This is a genomic window from Sulfoacidibacillus thermotolerans, from assembly GCF_003144315.1.
GTDB lineage: Bacteria > Bacillota > Bacilli > Alicyclobacillales > SLC66 > Sulfoacidibacillus > Sulfoacidibacillus thermotolerans.
Window position 1 is genome coordinate 124,128 of the sequence record NZ_MPDK01000005.1, and the last position, 19,683, is coordinate 143,810.

Consider the following 19,683-nt stretch of genomic DNA (forward strand, 5'->3'; position numbering starts at 1 on the left):
GCGCCGTGCATTGTGACATACTATTTGCTCCACAGCGGTCAAATGTCAGCAGAGCGTTTGGCCGCAGAAGTGCCAAGATTAGTAGCGACAGAGGAACTGCGATACGTAGGGCCAGAAGATGTAGTCATCCGTTTTGGGAACACAGAAGATCCTGATCGGGGCAGATGGACGATTAACCGTCGAGAGTCCTTACTTGTCGCTGACTCGCGGCGCGCATTGTTAAAGACGTTGCGTAGAGCTGGGGTACATTGTCCGCGATTTACCAATCGTGATGAGGAAGCGGAAACGCGGAATCAACTGATTCGGCATTATCGTGTGCCTGTTTTTAATTTGCGCGCATTGACTTGCTTTCGGACAGAAGGAAGAATGGTTTGGCTGAGCAAGCGCATCAATCAGATTCAAGACCACTTTTCAGAAGTAGGACTAGAGGCGGATGAAGAGACGCGCAAAGTTAGCTTGCTTGCTGTACGTGCGATGCATGCGGTGGGCTTAGAATTTGGCCTTGTAAGTATTGGCATTGGGCAAAAAGGACGTCCAATTGTCCTTGATATTTCAGCAACCCCAGTATGTAAAGGACGGTTATTGCGTCTGTTTGCTACAGCGATTGAAGATTTTATTGCTGTCGATGAGCAAATTTCACAGGGCGTGGAAGAAAAGATTTTGCTAGGGACAGATTTAGAATTTATGTTGCGCTCGCGTCAAGGCAAGTTAATTCCCGCTTCTCGCTATTTTCCAATGCGGGGTAAAGTGGGATGCGATGATCGAACGCTAGCTGGTAATCGGGCACTTCGCCCACTCGCAGAAATTCGTCCGCAACCTGCAGAAACTCCCGAAGTGTTGTGTAAAAATATTGAATTGGCTTTGCGTGAAGCACAAAAATTCGCTCCTGCAGCGCACCCCGAATGGGTGGCGGGGAGTGCACCCTTTGAACATTTTCCAATAGGCGGCCATCTCCATTTTAGTGGAGTTCCATATACGGCGCGCATTGTCAATTTGCTTGATGCTTACGTAGGGATGCCTCTGATGTTGATTGAAGATCCAATGACTGCAACAAGAAGAAGACCTAAATACGGATTTTTAGGGGATATTCGCCATAAATCATATGGTGGGTTTGAGTATCGTACGCCTGCCAGTTTTTTGGTGGATCCCAATATTGCGCTTGGGGCACTCGCATTAGCTTATGTGATCGCGCATCATCACGCAGAGTTGCCCTATATTGAACTGCATGATGCCAGTCGTTTACGCGCATTTTATCGCAATGATCGCGATTTTTTATTGCCGATTGCTAAAGAAGTGTATGCAAATATAAAGCAGACTTCTAGCTATTTGCCGTATCGTGAAGCGATCGACTTAATTTTTGCAATGATTCAAAGTGACGAGGTTTGGGATGAGTCCGTTGATATTCGCAAAGCTTGGCAGTTGCCGATTCCAATCAAAGCGTCTGGGAAAAAGAAGATCCAGTCCTCTGTACAGGCGAGAGGGGGAGTAAGGGCATGACCAGAAGCCCATTATTTACACTGGCAGTTTTAACAGGGCAGCAAAACGTTCGTTCTCCATACATTCGGGCTCTACTACGCACCGCACAAGTGCAAGGAATCAAAGCGTATCCACTCACGCCTAGTCAATTGTTTTTGTCATCTAATGAAGAATCTTCGTTGCATGTGGTCTACAACCGTATTCCCACCCGCAAAGCAGAGGCATCGCTTGAGGTAAGACGGGCCAAGCAGTGGTTGCAACAACGTGGAATTCCACTTTTTAATCAGCGATTTTTCAATAAGCGCGAGGTGGATCGCGTTTTGCGCAAAGATGAAGAAATAAGAAAAATATTACCTGCTACCATGAGTGATTGGGATACAGCACGCGCACTTTCTTGGCTGGAGGAATATGGGGGTCTCTTCGTCAAGCCAATTGGCGGGAGCTTTGGTGAAGGGATTTGCCGAACGCGCAAAGTCAATGGTTCCTTTCAACTAGAGGTACGCGATCCGGGAGGGGTGCATAAGCTTTCTTTTGTTCGTCCGGAGGAGTGTTTACATGCCTGTTTTACACGCATGGGCAATACGCCGTTCATTGTGCAGGAAGCCATTTCGTTAGCTAGGTACGATGGATGTCCAACGGATTTTCGCGTGCATATTCATCGAGTGGCGAAAGGTCACTGGAAGGTGGCTGGAATCGGAGCAAAAATAGCACATCCAGAAGGGATCACAACACATGTTCACAGTGGTGGCAGGGTCGAAGATGCTGATGTGGTACTACGCAGTTGGTATGGCAGGCAAGCGAATCACGTACGCGAAGAGATTGAACATCTTGCACAGCGTGTCAGCCAGAAATTATCAAATGCATTAGATCCAAGATTGGGTGAACTTGGCCTCGATATTGGGATTGCGCTCGATGGACGGGTTGTACTTTTTGAAGCTAACGCAAAGCCGGGGCGATCAATTTTCTCTCATCCAGCATTGCGCAGTGCTGGACTTTGGTCACGACAAGCGATCTTGCAATATGCGGAGTGGCTCGCTATGCAAAACGTTTCAGTAGGTGTGTTGTGATGGGAGCGAGTAAAGAATATGAACCATTTGGCATTCTGACTGCAAGTCGCGATCCTAAGCGGCTTGGGGGAAACGTCGCACATTTTCGGCGTATTGTTAAGGCAGCCCAAAATCAGGGATTCACATGTAAAATTTATAATTTATGTCCAACCGGGGTGATGGTATATAGAGATGCGGGGAAGGGCAATTTTACGCGAACAGGGTCTGCGATATTGCCAAAGGTTTTATATAATCGCATCCCTACGCGTGATTTGGAAAACCAGTTGTATGTGACAAAAGCAGTAAGGGAACTCCAGGAAGAAGGTCATGTAATCGTCAATCCACATTTTTTGCGCAAAGATCAAATTGCACAGTTGTGGGCAGCAGAGCCTGAACTATCTTCTTACGTTCCGTTTAGTCAAGTGGTACAACGTGATGTGGATATCTTACAGTTTGCAGAACGTTTTCCTGCCTTTTATCTAAAACCTCTTTCAGGGAAAGCGGGCGTTGGCATATACTATGTTGCAATGAACAAAACTCGCTATGAAGTGGTAGAACAAAAAAAAGGGCAGCGAGTGGCACATGGTCATCTGACCCAAGCGCAGTTTGCTTCTTGGATACAGCAACATCATTTTTCTAAACGCTATCTCCAACAGCAAGCAGCACCAGTATTGCTGTATCATGGGAGGCGTTTTGACTTGCGTATGCTTTTGCACAGAGCGCAGAATGAGGACTTTTCTATTACAGGATTAGGGATTCGCGTGGGCCCAGACCAAGGGATTACGACTCATGTGCCAAATGGTGGTGTGATCGCGAACCCTTCTCGCGTTTTGCGAACCCTTTACGGGGATCGCGCGCATGCAGTTGAACAGCGTGCGCGGGCTGTGGCAATTACTGCTGCACAAGCAATTGCCGCAGCGCGCGGGACTTGGCTAGAATTGTCGATTGACATGGGGTTGACTGCTGATGGAATACCTGTGTTGTTTGAGGCAAATGCAAAACCAATGAAGTTTGATGAGCGCGCCATCGAACGCAGAGCGAAAGAGCGATTGGTACACTGTTTGCATACATTTAGCAAATAGTTACTTTATTTACCAGTTGCGTCTTGCGTCGACTCTTGTTATGATAATCATCACCTGCAGTGCACGTACTCGGGACCTTTGTTTTGAACCGTATGTGTTTTAAAGGGAGACAGATCTCCATTTCGTGCTGACATGCCCTCTTTGAAGGGACGTCAAACATCGGAATGCAAGTCGCCCACCTGCGAGAGTGGGTTCATAAAACACACGTTCCATACGGCACATGCGGGTAAGTATGCGTAAATCGAGCAGATGTCGTACGTGTTTATTTTCTATATCGCTAGATCAGGAGGGGGCATGGCTCTCTCCTTTATTGTGTATAAATTGCTGCCTTCAATCGCTTTGTGTACAATAGAAAATATGTGGATTCGGATGATAAGGAAGTGTGAACGTGAGCCATCACATTGACGATATAGGGATGCTGGCTGTACAAGTGAAGCGCCCAGTGATTGAAAAGACAGATTTGCGTGCGCTAACAGACGCCGTTCGTCCTGATTTGGTGGGTGCTTACAAGGGAAAACGCTATATGATCCGCACGTATGGCTGTCAGATGAACGAACATGATACTGAGGTCATGGCCGGACTTTTAGAAATTCTAGGGTATGATTCGACTGAGGATGAAGAATTGGCAGATTTAATTTTATTTAATACATGTGCTGTTCGTGAAAATGCGGAAAACAAGGTATTTGGTGAAGTGGGTCGGATTCGACCGCTTAAGTATCGCAATCCAGAATTGTTGATTGGGGTATGCGGTTGCATGCCACAAGAAAAGGCAGTCCAAGCGAAGATTCGCGAGACGTATCCATGGATTGATCTGGTATTTGGGACGCATAATCTTCACCGTCTCCCAGAATTAGTTGAACAGGCGTATGCAAGTCAAGAGACTGTGATGGAAGTTTGGGACAAGGCACAATTTATGCTTGATGATCTTCCAAAAGTACGCAAAGAGGGCGTGCGGGCGTGGGTGAATATCCAGTATGGTTGCAACAAATTTTGCACCTATTGCATCGTTCCTTACACGCGCGGAAGAGAGCGCAGTCGCACGCTAACAAGCATCGTAGATGAAGTAAAAGGGCTTGTTGCATCAGGATTTAAGGAAATTACGGTTCTTGGACAAAATGTAAATGATTATGGAATCGATCTGGGCAACGCCGATTTTGCGGATTTACTGCGCGCGATTGGACGTGTGGAAGGGATTGAACGCGTGCGCTTTACGACGTCGAATCCGTGGAATTTTACAGATCGCGTGATTGCTGCCATTGCAGAGACTGAGACAGTGTGCGAACATATCCATCTCCCTGTCCAATCTGGTAGTAACGCCGTATTACGCAAAATGAATCGCGGGTATACACGAGAATATTATCTGCAATTAGTCAAAAAAATTCGTGCTGCCATTCCTAACGTTGCACTGACAACAGATATTATTGTCGGCTTCCCTACGGAAACGGAAGAGGATTTTTTACAAACGTTACAACTTATCGAAGAAGTATCTTATGACTCGGCGTATACATTTATCTATTCTCCGCGTACAGGAACGCCTGCTGCTCGCCTTGAAGATCCTGTGCCGTTGGAAGTGAAAAAAGAGCGGTTAAATCGTTTAATGGAGTTGCAAAATAAAATTTCGCGATTACACAATGAGCAATTGATTGGAAAAACACTCGAAGTACTGATTGAGGGAGTAAGTAAAACGAATCCAAATGTTCTCTCCGGACGCACTCGGACTAACAAAATTGTGCTACTTGATGCGCCTAAAGAAGCGATCCATCAAACGGTATTTACGCGTATAGACGCTGCACAGACTTGGACTCTGCGCGGTACGCTCGTGACAAGTGACGTAGAAACAGCTTAATGGCATGAGCTGAAGTCTTGGCTGATTGGTGTTTTGTAGAGGGAGTGAAACTTTTGGCGAAGCGAACGCCTATGATGGAGCAGTACCTAACGATTAAGCAGACGTGTGAAGATGCGCTGCTTTTCTTTCGTTTAGGGGATTTTTACGAATTATTTCTTGAAGATGCCATTTGTGTGAGTGAACTCCTCGACCTTACACTTACAGGTAGGGGAACCGGTGAACAGCGTATGCCGATGTGTGGCGTTCCCTACCATGCTGCAGACACTTACATTAGTCGCTTGGTAACTCTAGGCTATAAAGTTGCGATCTGTGAGCAAGTGGAAGATCCTAAAGAAGCGAAGGGGTTAGTACGGCGTGAAATTATTCGCTTAATTACACCTGGTACAGCTCATGATTATCTCCGTCAAGAAAATTATCGACCGCTCATTGCAACTTTTGGGGTCGTGCATGAAGAGGACTGGACGGGAGCAATCGCTGATGCCTTAACCGGAAATATATGGACTAGAACGGGTGACTTTGAATCACTTTGCAACTGGTTTGATCGAATGCAAGTTGCAGAAGTCATAGGAGATCCGCATAGGTACCCGAATTTCGTGCAACCGTTGCGTGAATATGCACAGCGAGCGGGCATTGTTTACTCGCAATTACCTCGATATGAAGAAGAGGGGCCGGCTGTTGCAGATGAGACTGGAGCGCAGATATTACTTAGGTACTTGGAATATACGAGTAAACGTACGCTTTGCCACATGAAAGCACCAGAGTCGATGAGTGACCATCGTTTTATGGAGCTTTCGGCAAGCACAGTGCGTCACTTAGAAGTGATTCGACCCGTCACGGAAGGTCGTAAGGGAGCTACACTGCTTGAGGCGATTGATTATACATCGAACGCGATGGGGCGGCGGCGACTTCGTGAAATGCTGGAACATCCGTTGCAGGATATTCAGTTGATTGTAGAGCGACAAGAGCGTATCGTGGCGCTGCTTGCCGATGCAGTTGCCCATGCAGATGTACGAGCTTTTTTAAAACAGATGCACGATCTGATTCGAATCATATCTCGTTTGTCTTTTGGACAAGCAACGCCAAGAGATTTGTGGCAACTGGCAGAATCCTTGCGAGTGGTACAACTGCTTCGTGAGCAATTGCAGAGGGAGTCATTGCGCGCTTCGTTTGCGACAATCAGTAAGCGCATGTATGAGTGCGCTGGATTGATAGAACAAATTGAAACACTATTATCTGAGGAAGTGAAAACTGGGAATCAAGAAGGTCAGATCATTCGACCAGGCGCTGATCCGGAAATTGATCATTTACGTGATATCGTAACACAAGGAAGATCTTATATCATGGCGCTAGAACAGAGTGAGCGCATCCGAACAGGGATTAAGTCGTTGAAAATCGGCTATAATCGCGTTTTTGGCTACTATATTGAGATTACGTCAGCCAATCTTCACTTAGTGCCACAAGACTATGAGCGTAAACAAACTCTTGCAAATGGCGAACGCTATGTGACAAAGGAACTGCGTGAGCGTGAACTCGCGATCGCTGAGGCGGGTGAAAAGTTAAGACAACAGGAAGCTGTGCGTATTGCTGAACTCATTGATAGGGCGCAGAAAATGTTGCATCTATTGCAACAAACGGCTGATGCAGTTGCAGATCTTGATGCGATTGTTGGTCTTGCTACAGCGGCGAAGGAAAACCATTATGTGCGTCCAATCGTAGATGATTCCAGTGAATTGCGGATAATTGGGGGACGTCATCCAGTCGTTGAACGACATACGAGGGATGGCTTTATCGAAAATGATACGCAATTAAGTTGTGATCAACATCAGATTGCGTTAATTACAGGACCGAATATGGGTGGAAAAAGCACCTATATGCGTCAAGTCGCTTTGATTGTTTTAATGGCTCAAATCGGTAGTTTTGTTCCGGCTAACGCAGCTCACATTGGCATTGTGGACAAATTATTTACGCGTATTGGCGCATCAGATGACGTATCTGCAGGTCTTAGCACATTTATGGTGGAGATGACAGAAACGGCAGAAATTTTGCGCGGTGCAACAGACCGCAGCTTGCTTGTTTTTGATGAAATCGGGCGAGGAACAGCGACTTATGACGGGATGAGTATCGCAGAAGCGATTGTCGAATATGTGCACGATCATACGCGAGCACGCTCTTTATTTTCAACGCATTACCATGAGCTCACAGAGTTGCCTGCACGCTTGCCGCGCGTATTTAATTTGTCGGTTGCAGTGAAAGAACACGGGGATCAAATCGTTTTTTTGCATCGTGTCGTAAATCGTCCAGCAGATCGCTCATATGGGATTCAAGTCGCACAAAAAGCAGGTTTACCAACGCAAGTGACAGTGCGTGCAAAGCAGATTTTGGGGGTGCTTGAACTCTCACATAAAGAGGCGAACGCATCCCTTGAACAAGTGGCAATCAGTTTTGTTGATCAGACAGTCGATATGTCTTGGCGAGAGTGGATAGAGGAAGTGGCTGACTTGCCGTTAGAAGAATGGTCACCGCGTCAGGCGCTTCATTATTTATTTGAATTGCAGGAACGAATCTTAAAGAAGGGAAACGAGCATGGGAAGAATCCACGTACTTGAGGATCTGGTGGCGAATCAGATTGCGGCAGGGGAAGTAGTGGAGCGTCCTGCAGCTGCTGTAAAAGAGTTGATTGAAAATGCAATTGATGCGGGCGCTAAAAAAATCCAGGTAATCGCGAAGGATGGCGGCTTGACGCTATTAGAAGTTCAGGATGATGGGTCAGGGATTGCGCCAGAGGATGTAAAACTGGCTTTTCTGCGTCATGCGACAAGTAAATTGCGAAATCTAGGCGATCTAAGTAAACTGCGATCGCTAGGCTTTCGCGGGGAGGCGCTACCTTCTATTGCAGCGATCAGCAAGGTTACGTTGCGCACGCGCATTGCAGACGCAGAGGAAGGCGTGCAGGTGCGTTTTGAGGCGGGTCAGCTAGTTGAGCAAACTCCTGTAGGGTGCCCCAAAGGAACGCGCGTCACCGTGCAGGATTTATTTTATAATACGCCTGCTCGCTTAAAGTTTGTGCGTTCTTTACAGACTGAAAATGCGCATATTGTCGATGTTGTTGCACGAGCGGCGATGGCGCGTCCAGATCTTTCATTTCGCGTTCAAATCGATGAGCGTGAGGCATTACATACGCTTGGCGATGGATCTGCCTTTTCCGCTTTTACAGCTATTCAAGGACGAAATTTGGCAAAGGCGGCACTATGGCTCTCTCTGACTTCTCCTGACTATGCACTGGCAGGATTGATCGTCGCTCCTGAATTTGCACGGAAATCGCGCAGTGACATGTGGTTTGCAGTCAATGGACGTCCAATACGCAGTGTTGCCCTTGGGAATGCGGTGCTTGCAGGATATTCTACACTCGTTCCCAAAGGACGATTTCCTGTTGTGGCAATCTCTCTATCTATGAATCCAACATTGATTGATGTGAATGTGCATCCAAGTAAAACAGAGGTGCGCTTTAGTGAAGAACGAGATGTTTGTGCGCTGCTGACAGAAGCTGTGAAACAGACTTTAGAAAAGGGAGTGGCCTCGCCAATCGTACAAAGCCTTCAACAAGACACAGCGAGCGTCATGACTCACACAAAGGAAGGCTCCATTGTGGCTGAGACAAGCTCTGCTAGTACAGGGCGTAGTTTACTTGCTGCAAAGCCAGCCACGTCGTGGTCACAGCAAGTGGTCCATGAGCAAGTAAGTGACAAAAAAGCGATGCAAGTCGCACTTGATTTATTTGGAGTTCACTCAGCTAAGCCAAAAATCATCCCGCATGTGGATCGACAAGTTGCTGACAGCGTAAAAGAGGAGGAGAAATTCCCTTTACATCGCCAGTTGCGTGCAGTGGCACAAGTTTTAAAGCTCGTGATTGTCGCAGAAGACGGAGAGGACATTTATTTGATCGACCAGCACGCTGCCCATGAGCGCGTGCTGTACGAGGCGTTTTTAGGGAAAATACGGCGTCGCGAAAATTACCCACTTCCATTATTGGTTCCACTGACGATCGAATTGCATGCGGCAAAAATTGAGTTACTCATGCAGTATGAGGTGCAAGCTGCGGATTTTGGATTGCGCTTTGAACCGTTTGGGGAAGGGGTAATCCGCGTAACACATGTGCCATCTATTTGGGAAGGGCTTGACATCGCAAAGTTAGCTCACGATGCGATTTATGACTTGTTAGAGGAACGCAAAGTTACCGCATTTCAAAATGAGATTGAAGATAAGGTGATCATGCGCGCTTGTAAGGCAGCCATTAAAGCGAATTCCACGATGAGTCAGATGGAAATGGATGCACTTCTCGAGGCAATGCAAAAATTAGACAATCCATTTACATGTCCGCATGGACGTCCGACCGCGATTCGCATTACACGCAGTCAATTAGAACGTGAATTTAGGCGCACACTGTAAATAGGCATGGTTTATGTAAGGGGGAGGGAAAGGGTGCGAGAACGAAGCATTCCCATTGTATGTTTGGTTGGTCCGACTGCGGTTGGGAAAACGTGGTTAAGCTTAGAAATCGCAGAGCGTCTCCGGGGTGAAATTGTCTCGGCCGATTCGATGCAGGTCTATCGTAAAATGGATATCGGCACAGCCAAGTTGCCATTTGGTGAACGTCGCGGGATTACTCATTATATGATCGATGTGGTAGAGCCGACAGAAGTCTTTACAGCATATGATTATACAACGATGGCGCGCCCTCTCTTGAAGGAGATTTATACACGAGAAAAACTGCCTCTGTTAGTTGGAGGAACAGGTTTATACGTTCGTGCACTCGTCGATCATTTGGATTTTACAAAAGCTGCTAGAGATGAAGTGTTGCGCGATAGGTTGGGGAAAATCGCTGAAGAGCAAGGTGCTGAGATATTGCATGGGCAATTGCAACAACTGGATCCTGATGCCGCTGCGAAGATTCATCCGAATGATCACAAACGTTTAATTCGAGCATTAGAAATTGTCACGTTGACTGGAAAACCCCTTGCAAAAAATTATGATCGTAGAGAATCGCCATTTATACCGCTTTTTATTGGCTTGACCATGGAACGTACAGAACTCTATGCACGCATTGACAAACGAGTCGACGAGATGATTGAAAAGGGTTTGGTGCAGGAAGTGGAAGGCCTTTTAGCTTATGGTTGTACAGCGCAGCACACTTCGATGCAAGCAATTGGTTACAAGGAATTGGTCGAATATATTCATGGGCAGATGAATTTCGAAGATGCCGTAGCCAAGATTAAACAGGCCAGTCGACGATATGCTAAGCGGCAACTGTCATGGTTTCGAGCAGATCCCCGCATTCAGTGGTATACTTTTGCAGAAGGTGATATGATACAATCGATTTCTGATCTACTTGATCAGATCCAACACCACATGGCCGCTTATCGATGATTGAAAGCGGTGATGCGTAAAGAAGCACACCTTAAACTTATTTGCAGTGCGTGAGTCAGGGTACATCGTGTACTTGGGGGGCAATTTTGTGACGACAAATAAATTGGCGAATATTCAGGATAACTTCTTAAACCAGATTCGCAAAGAGAGCATTCCTGTTGTAGTCTATCTGGTCAATGGTTTTCAGATTCGCGGAGTAGTCAAAGCGTTTGACAACTTTACCGTGGTGATTGAGTCGGAAGGTAAGCAGCAGTTAATCTACAAACATGCGGTTTCTACGTTTACTCCTAGTCGCAATGTGCGCTATGAAGGAGAAACTCAGGCATAATGGCAGTAAGTTCAAAAGGATTTCATGGTGTAACGTACTTGCGTCAGACGTCTCCCGCCTGTCAGGCGGTGAGATGGACGACGCACGTTTTATCTATATGAAATTTGATCGCCAGGGATAAAACTCTTGACACGAACTCTAACACGTGCTATATTATCAATTGTTGTGGCTGATAGGCCAGCGTAGCTCAGCAGGTAGAGCAACTGACTTGTAATCAGTAGGTCGCAGGTTCGATTCCTGTCGCTGGCTCCATCTGGAGGGGTACCAAAGTGGCCAACTGGGGCGGACTGTAAATCCGTTGCGAAAGCTTCGTAGGTTCGAATCCTACCCCCTCCACCAGAAAATTTACTACATAAGACAACAGGGCGTTAGTTGTTTATTTAACTAATGCCTTGTTGTCTTTATTTGTCACGGGTTTTATCGAGTAAGCAATAATAAGGCAATTGAGATCACAGAAAAAGCGAGGGATACGAGATAAATCAAACTGACTGTCTGTAGTTGAGAAAATCCAGCTGCCATTAGTCGATAATGACCATGACTGCGATCGGCTTTATACACAGGACGATGTTCTAACATGCGGCGAATGACGACATAAATTGCGTCAAAAATAGGTACGCCTAAAGCAAAAATGGGGACCAAAATAGAAATCGCGGTGGCTGATTTAAAAGCGCCCGTAACCGCGATTGCAGCAAGTACATAGCCTACGAACGTGGATCCTGCATCTCCCATGATAATGCGAGCGGGATAGAAATTAAAACGCAAAAATGCGAGTGTGACGCCAATGAGCGATGCTGCTGAAAGGGCAGATGAGACATCTCCTTTAACGAGCGAAGCAATTAATAGCGTGGCGCTTGCGAAGATTGCAATCCCGCCTGCAAGGCCATCTAAGCCGTCTAGGAAGTTAAATACATTGACAATGCCTGTAATCCAAAAAACAGTGAGAAAATCTGCGAGCCAATGTGGAAATGTAAAGTAATATGCGGGGTGAAAAGGATCTTGGACGCCCCGAATGACGCCTCCACAGTAGATGAGAAGAAATGCTGCAAGTATTTGAATGAAAAATTTTGGCCAGGCAGGGAAATCTCGTTTGCGTGTTTTTGCGTAATCATCTACCATGCCAATAGCAAACATCACCGTTGCCCCTGTGATCATTCCGAGAAAGGGCTTATCCAATCGCAGAGCAAAAAGAAAATGGTGAACTGCGATTGTCACTGTGATAAATCCGATGATCATGGCGGCTCCGCCAAGCATCGGCAATGGGGCTTTGTGCACTTTGCGTTCGGTCGGCATATCGACAAAGCCTGTATGCAAGGCAAGGTGGCGCATCAGGGGGACTAGGAAGTAGACAAGTCCAAAGGACAGACTAAATGCAATGAAATCGGCGGACAAAGAAGTTGCCCCCTAAGCTTATAAAAGTAGATGCATATATAATCCATTAGATTATAGTAAATTACAGGTGGCGTCGTCAATCTGACAGATTTGCCAAAAGGTCAAGAAGAAATTTATATGCGGAGGAACAAAAAAACCCTTGACTTTGTATTTGTCATCAGTGTATATTGATAAAGCATTATTTCACTGGGTTTCGAACTACTACATAGGGGCGTAGTTCAGCTGGTAGAACGGCGGTCTCCAAAACCGCATGTCGTGGGTTCGAATCCTGCCGCCCCTGCCAGTGGTTGAGATATGGTGGGCGTGGCGAAGCGGTCAACGCACCGGATTGTGGCTCCGGCACTCGTGGGTTCGAATCCCATCGCTCACCCCAGTTGGGGAGTAGCCAAGTGGTAAGGCAACGGACTTTGACTCCGTCATTCGTAGGTTCGATCCCTACCTCCCCAGCCACTATCTTTACAATTGAGCCATTAGCTCAGTCGGTAGAGCACCTGACTTTTAATCAGGGTGTCGCTGGTTCGAGTCCAGCATGGCTCACCAGATACGTTTGCGGGTGTGGCGGAATTGGCAGACGCACCAGACTTAGGATCTGGCGGGTAACCGTGGGGGTTCGAGTCCCTTCACCCGCACCATGCAACTCATTTTACTATCTCGACGGAGTTTAGCGCAGTTTGGTAGCGCGCCTGCCTTGGGAGCAGGAGGTCACAGGTTCAAATCCTGTAACTCCGACCACAAAAAAGCCTGATATATCAAGGAAAACGAATGGTAAGCTGGATACAGCCTACCATTTTTGTTTGCCGATGATCTAGTTTTGATCTAGTGAACGAGTATGTGATCCAAAATCGTAGATTCTGCTACCATATATACCGTTAATTAACACTCTGTTCGTTATGCGTTTTGCTCATCTTTTTTCGTTCATCGGCCATTGCCTGTGATAACCGATTTACACTTGCTTTTGTACGTGATGGTGTGGTGTGCAAATAGCGATTGACGGTCATGCTGGTGTTCGCGTGGCCTAGTCGATCTGATATTTCCTTGATCGTTGCGCCTTCTGCCATGAGCATTGAGCCGTGAGTGTGGCGAAGATCGTACAAGCGAATTTTGGGCAGTTCGGCAGCTTGCAGAACATTGGTCAGGTGTTTCCTCACTCTTGAAACGTCGATTGGATTGCCAATTTGATTGGTGAATACTAAATCGTTGTTGATCCATTCGGCGCCAAGCATCGAACGTGCCCGTGATTGTTCTTGTTTGAGATTACGAAGGATGGTGAGTAGATCATTGGGTAGATCAAGGTTGCGGCGGCTCGTTGTGGTTTTTAGGTCGGCAAATTCCCATCCACCACCAGGTAAGTGTTTGACAGATCGTACAATGGAAACAGTTCCGTGATTTAAGTCAACATCCTCCCATTTAAGTCCAAACACTTCCTCTGGTCTAGTTCCTGTAAGTAAAAGAAATGCAAGAATGGGATAATAGGAATCGTGTTGAGCGTGGTCAAGAAATACGACTGCTTGTTCAATGGTTAGAAATGGGCGTTGCTCTGCTCGATCTTTTAGCTTAGTGACAGCATCCATTGGATTTTTGATTAAATAGCCTAGATCCACTGCCTTACGAAAAGCTTTTTTCATGAGATTATAGACCATAACGGCGGTTCTGGTTTTACGTTGCTCGATGGCCAAACGATTGATCACCTTTTGACAGTCCATTGCGTTTAGGGTATTCATGCGTTTTTGACCAATGAATGGAATAACATGATTGGTCAAGCGCAACTCATCCTCATAATAAGTGTTTTTCGTGACTTCCGGCTTCTGATAAGTTGCGAGCCAATCTCTCAAATAGTCCTCGACTTTTGTTTTGCTGGCTGTGATTGTTTCGCCGTGGGATTTTGCATTCTCAAGCTTGGCGGCTTCCAATTCGGCTTTACGTCTTGTGCCGTGAAAAGTGAAACCTTTCTGTCGGCCATCCACAAATATGCGAATATACCAAATTTCTTTTCCTTGGTTGTCCACACCTCGGTAAGTGAAGGTGGCTATTTTGTATTCCTCCTAGCTAGATTGTATCAGAAAGGTTTTTTCTCTTATCCGTATGAATCGAAAAAAGCGGCGTTTGGCTTTAATTGTCCTCGCACTATTACGAAAGAATGCATACTTGCAAATTCATCATTAACGTAGACATGACAGGACCATGAACCTTCAGGAATTTCCCTGGATATTCTTAATGCATTAAAGGATACTTTTTTTCCTTTAAATCTATAAGGGCGTGAGGTAATCCATTGGGTTTGCTTAGCGCTACACCATTCAACAGTTACAACAGCTGACATCTCGTTCGAGGATGGGGAAATAAGTTCGAAAGAGAGTATGACCATAGGATTTTCATCAGTGAAAATATTTGTTAATTCCTCAGCAATTCCTTGAGCATTAACTTTTGTACATAAAACGGACTTGATAAAAATTTGATTACTGATATCTTTTTGAACAGACACAGTCCCATATTCACCATTCTTAAGCAGAAATGATTCATCCGTCCAAGCATCACAAACTCTAAATTTCCCATTCAGTTCAATGGAATAGTAATGAAAAATTTCTGGTGGTGCAACTTGGTAAATATTTAACCGATCAGTTGGAATACCCTCACAAACTAACTTATTAGAAAATTCATCAAAAATGACCCTGACAGATTCTATTTCAGTTTTAAGATTTGGAATATAGATTTCCATCTTTGTTTCACCAAATTCCCAACAAATGTGTTTCAAATACGATCCAACCGATTGAAATTCCGTACCACAATGATTTTGATGCGTCGGTTTTGTCAGTTCCAAAAAATTTGACTAATAACCAAGTACCTATTTTAATTGCAATGTATCCAACAATCGTGGATACTGATGATACAACGATTAACCGAAGCAATTTGCTCCCCCCTCTAGGGCACGTAAGTTAGTGTAAAACTAATTACCCCACCATCCCATATTTTGTCCGAAATGGTCGATAAAATCACCCGCATATGCTAAAGTTGCTGCTCCAACTGCTGCTGCCGCCGCTGCAGGAGCAGCATAGGCGACAACACCTGCTCCTACTTCTCCAACTGCAGCAGTACCCCCATCAATAACTGCCGCATCAAAAACTCCTGCTTTATTAGCTGTATTAATTGAACTTGCTATTTTTCCACCACCAGTAACGGCAGCAGCAATACCGCTAGCAACACTTACAGAATCACGATTGGTTTGATTAAATGCCTTTACTGTAGCACTCCACCAACTCATTTTCTTATCAACTCCAATCAAAATGTATTATAAACCAATCCTACGTGCCCTTTTATAATCTAGCAGTATACGAAAAAAAAGTAAATAATCAGTTGTTTTACATGCTTGTCTAAACACAAATACTTCTTGTGTGCAATTTTTTAGGAATAGCTGGAAGATGCTCCGTGGGGTCGACGTGGCAGAATGAGATGTGGGTGCACTCGGGGTGGCCGAATGCCGGGGCCTCGAAGTGCGCCCACATCTCACCGCAGGGGATTCTGTCCACGTCGGGGGCGCTAACTTGTTAAAAGCCAGAGTGGAACACGTCGGCCTAGATTAAAATTAAACAACCCGTAAACATTTTAATGCAAAACGCAAAAATCAGGTTGTGTTGACCGTGTAACTATTGAGAAAGCAAAAACCATAAAAGTAAAAGTATTCTTGCATTGATTTTTATTACACTCAAAACACCTATAGAGTGAAGGAGGTGTACAAATATGTACGAGGTGCAAGGCGTTCATGAGGATGATAGAATCAAAGAAATGAATCGCATGGGTAAAATTGATGAGTATGCGTATGAATATGCTTGTCGTCCTCGTGCGCTGGCGTTTTTGAATGTACAGAAAAAATATGGTGCGATTGTAGATAGCCATTGCCATAGTATCTTTTGTCCGGTTCATGGTGGCGAAGAACGTGCAGAAATTGCAAAAAACATTACGATGTATGCGAATATGTATCATTTGTATGAGTTTGTGACACTTACCCATTCGTCAGACTTAAAATCTCCAGAAGAAGCAGAACGAGCGTATGATGAGCTAAAGGAACATTTTCAAGCTGTTGTGGAACAGATGAAGAATCTGAAATTTTCATATTACCTTGGAAGAAAAAGGTTTCGTGATAAGAATGCGAAAAAGACGGATGAGCAATATTATCTAAAGTGGTTACGGTGGATCGATCAAGTCATCAGATATGAGTATATCACGAACTTTCGACGTGTAGCACGTTCAGCGATTGCGTTTGCAATTCATAAGCGTCGTCTGATTTTGGATGTACAAGCTGCCTATGCAGAGGTAGATGCTTTTTTAGATGAGAGTTATCAAAACGAGACGGCTCCTGATGTGATTGTAAACCAATTACGAGAGCGGTATGCGTACTTAAAAGGCTATAAAAAGTTGGGGGAAGCGCTGGAAAACGTTCGTTTTAAGGTTGCTGATTATTTTTCACGTCTGAGTGATTATGACGAGTATAAATTTCCTTCTTCTAGTTCAGCGATTTCTCGTTATGTGATGAATGATCTGATTTTAGCTCACAACGAGAACAAAGAAGGGGTGCGTGCTTTAGAAATTGAGAACGAGACAAAAAATCATGTCAACGAGAAGATCACGAAATTCGCTTATATTGGCACGTGGGAAGTGGGAAAAGGCGGTCATTTGCACGTGCATGCGCTCGTTAATTACCCTGTGTTCTCTTATTTTATTGAGAAATCTAGGTTTTCTGGTGAAACGATGCAAGTGTATGATGTGAAAAGCGTGAACCGTTCTGATGCAAACGCACTCTCTGATTATATGGTGAAGTTGGGGCAATATCAGGCGAAAACCGACATAGAGGATATTCAGCGTCTCGCTTCGATCGGCATTTTTGGTCATCGTCATACCGAAAAAGGGGTTGTTAGGGGGAAGTCTGTGTATTTCGTTTCGGATAACGAGATCAAAGTGCACGCCTTCCACAGAATTAAAAAACAGAGTGGATTTGTTTTTGCGGGGTTCACCAAACGTCGAAATATCATAGATAGGATTGGCAATGTTCGTGGGATAGATGTAGAGAGTGAGACGCCCGTTCTCTCCCGCATGATTGACCGCGGTGCTAGTGAAATAGAAATAAAGATGCAATTTAGAGAAGAAGTGGATTCGATTACAGAGAGTTATACTCTTTGGCTTTCCCAAAATGAGAAAGCCAAAGAAATTTGGAAACAGGTTTTGGAGGAATATGAGGATGCTTTCTTTAAAGACATGTGTGAAACTGCGTATACGCATCTTACAAAAGAACAACTTTTTTTTGCTTTGCGAGAAACGCAATATGTAGAGTTCATTAAACGTTATGCCGCCTATCGCGCTGGCTTAGATTGGACGTGGTATGCATATTTCTCTGAAGAGGGGTTTAAAGAGGGCAAAGAGGTTGCGGGAGTTGAATATCTTTCAGGACGATATGATCATGTACCCAAGATAACTAATGAGCAATTGAAAATCATGAACGATGCGCTTTTCCATTCAGAAATTGTGGTGAAGGCAGATGCTGGTTCTGGAAAGACTTTCACGCTAGTTAACTTTCTTAACTATACGCCTTTTGACCCTAAAAAGGTTGCAGTTCTTTCATATACAGCGTCTGTTGCCCAAAAACTACGTAGTGAGTTGGATGCGCGGTATAGTCAATCCGTTCAAACGGTAGATGCTTTTTTGGGGATGCGCCGCCGTGCTAGAAAAACAGTCTATGCTCATAATTTTCATAACGTTGCTTCAGAGATTGAATTGGTGATTATCGACGAATACGAACGTTTGACTCCTGATAAAAAGGCACTTCTTTATATGAGTTTGCCCGAAGATGTCCGGATTTTAAACTTTGGGGATACAAATCAGATTGGCGCATTTGGTCATAAATTTGGTGCTTTGGAAAACTTACCGGGTGTGGAATTGTTTTTTCTGACTAAGAATTTTCGTGTTCGCAAGGGGTTTAAAAATCACGGAGAAGACTTTGTCAAAGATTTTGAGGATCGCAAGGATGAGATTGTACAAGCTGTGTTATCTGGCACAAAAGTACTTGTCAATGTACACAAAATCCGCCGTCTGGTAAATCAATGGGTTTTGGAAGAGTTAGATCGCACAGGCAAGCGTGGAATCAATAGAATTCGTGTTGGCGGTTATATTTTTGCAGAGGGTGATCAAGTTGTAATTAAGCGAAATCGCAAACACAATGATGACGAAAGGTTCAATTCTTTGAATGGTGAAGAAGGTACAATGAAAGTATTTATGGGGGGGCGCGTTCAATATGCGCCGTTTGTCAATGAGTATTATGATGAGGCAATGATTGCTGTAGAGTTGTCAAATGGAAAAGGAATTCGCCTTTTTCGGCATTCTGAGCTACTTCGATACACGGATACAATCCAACATGCATATGCAATCACGATACAATCAAGTCAAGGCAAGGAGTATGAGAATGGAATGGTGTTGTTGGCTCGTACACAGAAAAAAGAGCGAAACAAATATTTTGCTAGTCAAGAAATGTATTATACAGCTATAAGTCGTGCTCGTTCATCGGTAAAGGTGATTACAAATTTGCTAGAAGGTGAGTTTGAGGAATATACAGGAAAAAGCTCAAGCTATGATTATTTGGATGATCGCACGTTAAACGAAAAAGATTTCCATTCTGACCATGCCGTCTTGATTCGTACCATTCGTTATATTGCGAGAGAAAAATTCGCAACTGTTGTATGAGCGTTTTGCAGATTGCTGAGGATAGTCAGGGCAAGGGGTTTTTGGATCAAGTCCTAAATGTGGTGTAATTTCGTTTTCCCTTTGTCGACGGGGTGCCTTGCCTTTTCATCGCCTTCCGACGACTTGAAGCTCTTCCGTTCATCTTGCGATTCGTGTGGCTCCGCCCTTGCATGGATGCGGTTTGGTTTGTCCGGCCAGACGGGACCCAAGCGCAACGTGTTCATTAAGGTTCCGTCTGGATCAGCCAGCGTACCGCATCCTGCAAGGGACGCTGCGCTTTTCGCCTAACCCTGGCCATCCCAAGCGCAAGGTGGAAGCTCTTCATGATGCCTCCGCCTCGACCTTCTGCCTCCATTTCTCCTGCTGCTC

At 45.1% G+C, this 19,683-nt stretch carries 14 protein-coding genes, 8 tRNA genes and 1 other RNA gene; 18 read left to right on the forward strand and 5 right to left on the reverse strand.

Annotated features, from left to right (window positions below):
- Nucleotides 1–12: 12 nt before the first annotated feature.
- The 11 genes from BM613_RS04855 to BM613_RS04905 all read left to right on the forward strand — a co-directional run bounded on the left by BM613_RS04855 (nucleotide 13) and on the right by BM613_RS04905 (nucleotide 11,541).
- Nucleotides 13–1,497, forward strand: a complete 1,485-nt coding sequence (locus BM613_RS04855; protein WP_109430042.1) for a putative amidoligase domain-containing protein — start codon at nucleotides 13–15, stop codon at nucleotides 1,495–1,497.
- Entirely contained in the window at nucleotides 1,494–2,543 is a 1,050-nt protein-coding gene (locus tag BM613_RS04860) for a YheC/YheD family endospore coat-associated protein (RefSeq protein WP_109430043.1), read from the forward strand. Before BM613_RS04855 ends, BM613_RS04860 begins: the two co-directional genes overlap by 4 nt.
- Nucleotides 2,543–3,604 carry a YheC/YheD family protein gene (locus tag BM613_RS04865; protein WP_109430044.1) on the forward strand — a complete coding sequence of 354 codons (1,062 nt, stop codon included), beginning with the start codon at nucleotides 2,543–2,545 and terminating at the stop codon, nucleotides 3,602–3,604. The genes BM613_RS04860 and BM613_RS04865 overlap by 1 nt, the downstream gene beginning before the upstream one ends.
- A 48-nt stretch (nucleotides 3,605–3,652) precedes the next feature.
- A non-coding RNA gene (gene ssrS / locus BM613_RS04870) (6S RNA) lies at nucleotides 3,653–3,837 on the forward strand.
- 155 nt (nucleotides 3,838–3,992) lie between these two features.
- Nucleotides 3,993–5,450 carry a tRNA (N6-isopentenyl adenosine(37)-C2)-methylthiotransferase MiaB gene (gene miaB, locus BM613_RS04875; protein ID WP_245926247.1) on the forward strand — a complete coding sequence of 486 codons (1,458 nt, stop codon included), beginning with the start codon at nucleotides 3,993–3,995 and terminating at the stop codon, nucleotides 5,448–5,450.
- 53 nt (nucleotides 5,451–5,503) lie between these two features.
- Complete coding sequence (gene mutS / locus BM613_RS04880; protein WP_146192765.1) at nucleotides 5,504–8,056, forward strand: DNA mismatch repair protein MutS; 2,553 nt, start codon at nucleotides 5,504–5,506, stop codon at nucleotides 8,054–8,056.
- Nucleotides 8,034–9,896, forward strand: coding sequence for a DNA mismatch repair endonuclease MutL (gene mutL, locus BM613_RS04885; RefSeq protein WP_109430046.1), 1,863 nt, complete (start codon nucleotides 8,034–8,036; stop codon nucleotides 9,894–9,896). Before mutS ends, mutL begins: the two co-directional genes overlap by 23 nt.
- Nucleotides 9,897–9,929: 33 nt before the next feature.
- A complete protein-coding gene (miaA, locus tag BM613_RS04890; protein ID WP_219930633.1) occupies nucleotides 9,930–10,874 on the forward strand; it encodes a tRNA (adenosine(37)-N6)-dimethylallyltransferase MiaA in 945 nt (314 codons plus the stop codon).
- Nucleotides 10,875–10,962: 88 nt separating this feature from the next.
- Complete coding sequence (gene hfq / locus BM613_RS04895) at nucleotides 10,963–11,202, forward strand: RNA chaperone Hfq (RefSeq protein WP_245926248.1); 240 nt, start codon at nucleotides 10,963–10,965, stop codon at nucleotides 11,200–11,202.
- A gap of 176 nt (nucleotides 11,203–11,378) precedes the next feature.
- Nucleotides 11,379–11,454 (forward strand) — tRNA-Thr (locus BM613_RS04900).
- A gap of 3 nt (nucleotides 11,455–11,457) precedes the next feature.
- Nucleotides 11,458–11,541, forward strand: a tRNA-Tyr gene (locus tag BM613_RS04905).
- A 78-nt stretch (nucleotides 11,542–11,619) separates the two neighbouring features.
- Here the strand turns inward: BM613_RS04905 and BM613_RS04910 are convergent.
- A complete protein-coding gene (locus BM613_RS04910; RefSeq protein WP_245926249.1) occupies nucleotides 11,620–12,591 on the reverse strand; it encodes an MraY family glycosyltransferase in 972 nt (323 codons plus the stop codon).
- Between the two features lie 207 nt (nucleotides 12,592–12,798).
- On the opposite strand from BM613_RS04910, the gene BM613_RS04915 reads away from it, so the two are divergent.
- The 6 genes from BM613_RS04915 to BM613_RS04940 all read left to right on the forward strand — a co-directional run bounded on the left by BM613_RS04915 (nucleotide 12,799) and on the right by BM613_RS04940 (nucleotide 13,323).
- Nucleotides 12,799–12,874 (forward strand) — tRNA-Trp (locus BM613_RS04915).
- 14 nt (nucleotides 12,875–12,888) lie between these two features.
- Nucleotides 12,889–12,964, forward strand: a tRNA-His gene (locus BM613_RS04920).
- Between the two features lie 2 nt (nucleotides 12,965–12,966).
- Nucleotides 12,967–13,041, forward strand: a tRNA-Gln gene (locus BM613_RS04925).
- 14 nt (nucleotides 13,042–13,055) lie between these two features.
- Nucleotides 13,056–13,131, forward strand: a tRNA-Lys gene (locus tag BM613_RS04930).
- Between the two features lie 9 nt (nucleotides 13,132–13,140).
- Nucleotides 13,141–13,223 (forward strand) — tRNA-Leu (locus tag BM613_RS04935).
- Between the two features lie 23 nt (nucleotides 13,224–13,246).
- Nucleotides 13,247–13,323, forward strand: a tRNA-Pro gene (locus tag BM613_RS04940).
- 137 nt (nucleotides 13,324–13,460) lie between these two features.
- On the opposite strand, the gene BM613_RS04945 is transcribed toward BM613_RS04940, so the two are convergent.
- The 4 genes from BM613_RS04945 to BM613_RS04960 all read right to left on the reverse strand — a co-directional run bounded on the left by BM613_RS04945 (nucleotide 13,461) and on the right by BM613_RS04960 (nucleotide 15,847).
- Nucleotides 13,461–14,597, reverse strand: coding sequence for a tyrosine-type recombinase/integrase (locus tag BM613_RS04945; RefSeq protein ID WP_109430049.1), 1,137 nt, complete (start codon nucleotides 14,595–14,597; stop codon nucleotides 13,461–13,463).
- Nucleotides 14,598–14,665: 68 nt separating this feature from the next.
- A complete protein-coding gene (locus tag BM613_RS04950) occupies nucleotides 14,666–15,304 on the reverse strand; it encodes a hypothetical protein (protein WP_109430050.1) in 639 nt (212 codons plus the stop codon).
- A gap of 7 nt (nucleotides 15,305–15,311) precedes the next feature.
- Entirely contained in the window at nucleotides 15,312–15,494 is a 183-nt protein-coding gene (locus tag BM613_RS04955; protein ID WP_109430051.1) for a hypothetical protein, read from the reverse strand.
- Nucleotides 15,495–15,532: 38 nt separating this feature from the next.
- Nucleotides 15,533–15,847, reverse strand: a complete 315-nt coding sequence (locus tag BM613_RS04960; RefSeq protein WP_109430052.1) for a hypothetical protein — start codon at nucleotides 15,845–15,847, stop codon at nucleotides 15,533–15,535.
- A gap of 476 nt (nucleotides 15,848–16,323) precedes the next feature.
- Here BM613_RS04960 and BM613_RS04965 point away from each other — a divergent pair, with 476 nt between their 5' ends.
- Complete coding sequence (locus BM613_RS04965) at nucleotides 16,324–19,314, forward strand: AAA family ATPase (protein ID WP_109430053.1); 2,991 nt, start codon at nucleotides 16,324–16,326, stop codon at nucleotides 19,312–19,314.
- Nucleotides 19,315–19,683 lie beyond the last annotated feature (369 nt).